The following is a 3,754-nucleotide window of genomic DNA, read 5'->3' on the forward strand; positions in this document are numbered from 1 at the left end:
CGGCGAGGGTGAGCGTGCCCACAGGGCTGTCGAGACGGCGGAAGAGGATCATGGTGGAAAGCTCAAGGTAGGAGCGACGTAAGTCGCGACCGTATGAATGAAAATGCTTTGTTGTCGGAAGGATCCCGGTCGCGACTTACGTCGCTCCTACAACAGCAGACGCTTTGGGCGCCGCCATGCTGCCCTTCCACACATGGATCACCGCATAGCCGCGCCAAGGCCGCCACGCTTCGGCGCGCGCAGTCAGCGCTTTGGCGGTCATTCGCGTGCCGTCGGTCGGCACGGCCTTCTGCAGCACCAGATCGTCGGCGGGAAACGCATCCGGGTGGCCGAGCGCGCGCAGCGCCATGTAGTGCGCGGTCCACGGACCGATGCCGGGCAGGGCGATCCAGCGCGACGTGAAATCCTCCAGCGTGCGCTCGGGCCGGAAATCCACCCGCCCATCCAGCAACGCGCGCGACAACCCGCGGATTGTCTCGGCGCGTGCGCGGGTCAGGCCGATCTCCGTCAGGTCCACATCGGCCAGGAGATCCGGTGTGGGGAACAGGTGCGTCAGTCCGTCGAACGGGATCGCGAGCGGCGTGCCGTGCCGTTGTGCGAGGCGTGCGGTCAACGTGCGCGCCGCGGCTACGCTGACCTGCTGGSCGATCACCGCGCGCACCGCGATCTCGAAGCCATCCCATCCGCTGGGCAGGCGCAGGCCGGGACGCGCGGCCAGCAGCGGCCGCAATCGCGGATCGTCGCCGAGTGCGTCGGCGATCGCGGCGGGATCCGCATCCAGGTCGAACATGCGGCGAAGGCGGCTGACGATCTGCAATAGGTCGCTCGGGGCGCTGCCGTGCAGTTCCAACCTCAGTGCGTGCGAACTGGCGTCCCACGCGCTGACGCGGAGCCAGCCGGGTGCGTCCGACGTGCCGATCACGCGCAGGTAGCTGCGCTCATCGACGACTTCCACGCCGGGCAACGCACGGCCACGCAGGAAATCGAGCATCGCGGTGAAGTCGTACGGCGGGCGATAACCGAGCCGCAACGTCATCACCTCGTGCGTCGGCGGCAGCTCGCGCTTGCGCAGGTCGCGCGGCGCCATCCGGTATTCCTCGCGGAACGCCGTATTGAACCGGGTCAGGCTGCCGAAGCCGGCGGCCAGCGCCACCTGCGTGATCGGCAGCGTGGTTTCGGTCAGCAGCTGTTTGGCGAACAACAGGCGGCGCGTGCCGTGCACATCCACCGGCGTGGCACCGAGACGATCGGTGAACAGCCGCCGCAGTTGCCGTTCGCCCAGGCCCACGCGTTCGGCAAGGTTCGCCACGGGCGCATCGACCAGTGCACCCTGGTCGATCAGCTTCAATGCGCGCGCCACCACTTCATCGCCACGCCGCCACGTGCCATCGCCCGGTGCCAGTTCCGGCCGGCAGCGCAGGCAGGGGCGGAAGCCCGCGGCTTCTGCGGCCGCTGCGTTCCGGTAGTAGACGATGTTCTGCGGTTTCGGCGCCGGTGCCGGGCACACCGGCCGGCAGTAGATCCGCGTGCTGGTGACGGCGGTGAAGAACAGCCCATCGAAGCGCGGATCGCGGCTCAGCCGCGCCTGTTCGCAGACGTGGCGGTCGGGCAGCAGGCTGGCGGCATCGGACATGCGCGCAGGCTAGCACCGGCCACGCGTTAGGACTCGCCGTTTCCGGACATCAATGCGGCGACGGCGTCCGCGGCCGCAGGACAGGCGCGAAGGTATCGAGCGTGCCGTCGTTCGGGGCCGCAGGTATTCCCAGCAAGTGGGCGAGCAGGGGATAGACGTCGACGTTGTCGAAGGCGGGCAGCGCCGCGTTCGGGACGAAGTCGGGGCCGGTGGCCACGAAGAACGCACGCATCTGCGGGTCTTCCGGTGCGAAGCCGTGCTCGCCTTTCACGGGCTGCCTGGGCAGTGGGTGGCGATGCAGCTGCAGGCGCCAGCCGACGTCCGACTGGCACACGAAGGGCGCTATGCGCGGATTGCGCCCGTAGTGCCAGGCCGCGGGCAGCGTTTCCTTGCTCCAGCAGGTGTAATGGTCGTGGCGGCCGACCAGGCGGCGCGCCACGTCCGCTTCCTGGCCGGGGCGCGGGGTGATGTGGGCGACGGGACCGAGCGAGGACCAGGAGAACAGGGCCTCCGGCAGCACGTCGTCGAGATAGGCGGTATCGACGCTGCGCACATCGGCCATGCCATGGTCCGACAGCACGATCAGGTTGGTCGAATCCCGCAGGCGCCGCGCCTCCAGGCCGCGCAGCAACGCCGCGAGGGCGTCGTCGATCTCGTGCATGGCAGCGAGTGCCCGGGGCGAAAAAGTGCCGTCGGCATGCGCGGCGACATCGTACTGTTCGAGATACAGGGTGATGAAGCGCGGGCGCTCGGCCGCCGGCAGGTCCAGCCACGCCAGGACGCTGGCCACGCGCTGGGCGGGCGTTGTTCCACTATCGAAGGGGCGCCAATGGTCGGGGCGTCCGCCCGCGATTTCCGCTTCCGAACCGGGCCAGAACATCGTCGCCGTCTTCAGGCCGGCGCGCTGGGCGCCGATCCAGACCGGTTCGCCGCCCCAGAACCGGCCGTCGCGCCCGGAGGCTTTCTTCGATTCGAACTGCCCAAGCACGGCATCCCGCATGTCGTTGTGCACGATGCCGTGGCGATCAGGACGCAGCCCGGTCACCAGGGTGTAGTGATTGGGGAACGTCAGCGTCGGGTAGGACGGGTTCAGCCAGGCGGCATGCGCGCCTTGCGCGAACAGCGCATCCAGCGTCGGCATGCGGCCACTGCCGGGGATGTCGGCACGCAGGCCGTCGATGGAGACGAGCAGTACGGTGCGAGGCTGAGGCGCGGAAGGAGCGTTGGGGGTGGAGGCGCAGCCGGCAATCCATGACAGGACCACCAGCAGCATCACCCTGACGAATGGCAGGTGCATGCGTTACGGGGAAAAGCTGGAATCGGCCACAGCTTGGCAGACTCCGGGGCATTCCGCATGACAGCGCTAGTCCGACTTTCGTCCATCGTCCTGCTGGTTGCGTCCGGCGTCGCCAGTGCCGCCTCGCCCACGGCCGTCCACGAGGCCGAGTGCGCTGTCTGGCAGCGTGAGCTGAGTTTCGCTGACGCCGTGGCGCAGCATGACGCGGACGCCTTCGCCAGCCATCTCCACCCCCAGGCCGCCTTCGGCGTCAGCCAGAAACCGACCCGTGGGCGCGACGCGATCACCCGCGAGTGGGCGCCGCTGATCGAGGGCAAGGCGCTCAGGCTCAGCTGGTATCCGGCCACCGTGACCCTGGGGGGCGATGGCCGGACCGCTTACTCCAGCGGCCCGGCGCTGTACGAGGATCCCAAGACCGGCGATGCCCGCCTCGGTCGATTCGGCTCCGTCTGGTACCGGAACGATGAAGGCACCTGGCAGGTGCTGTTCGACGACGGCGTCGTGCCGCAGAAGGCGGATGCGGCCGCCGTCCAGCGTTTCCACGAAGGTCGGAAGGCGCGATGCCCGGCGGCCTGAGGTCCCGCTGAACCGGACCGGGACGATCGCGACGCGCATGTCACATTGGGCGTATCGTCGTTACCCAGCTCGGCCGGAGCCCCTCTCATGAAGTACGTCTCTGCCTTATTCGCTGCCTGCCTGATGGCGGCTGCCGCGCAGGCGCAAGCGCAGGCGTCCGTCGAGCGTGACGGAGACGCCCAGGCGCCGGAGCGCGCCGCCGATGCGACAGCGCCTGTCGCCCCGCCATCGAAGCATCAGGAAAAGCC

At 68.9% G+C, this 3,754-nt stretch carries 3 protein-coding genes; 1 reads left to right on the forward strand and 2 read right to left on the reverse strand.

The window, feature by feature from the left end; genetic code table 11:
* Positions 1–136 precede the first annotated feature (136 nt).
* Both AC04L7_RS14290 and AC04L7_RS14295 read right to left on the reverse strand, forming a co-directional pair.
* Entirely contained in the window at positions 137–1,633 is a 1,497-nt protein-coding gene (locus AC04L7_RS14290) for an AlkA N-terminal domain-containing protein (RefSeq protein WP_475513250.1), read from the reverse strand.
* Positions 1,634–1,682: 49 nt separating this feature from the next.
* Positions 1,683–2,930 carry an alkaline phosphatase family protein gene (locus tag AC04L7_RS14295; RefSeq protein WP_435997345.1) on the reverse strand — a complete coding sequence of 416 codons (1,248 nt, stop codon included), beginning with the start codon at positions 2,928–2,930 and terminating at the stop codon, positions 1,683–1,685.
* 57 nt (positions 2,931–2,987) lie between these two features.
* Here AC04L7_RS14295 and AC04L7_RS14300 point away from each other — a divergent pair, with 57 nt between their 5' ends.
* A complete protein-coding gene (locus tag AC04L7_RS14300) occupies positions 2,988–3,506 on the forward strand; it encodes a YybH family protein (protein WP_435997347.1) in 519 nt (172 codons plus the stop codon).
* Positions 3,507–3,754: the final 248 nt, after the last annotated feature.

Source organism: Pseudoxanthomonas sp. LjRoot204_2 (genome assembly GCF_056175765.1).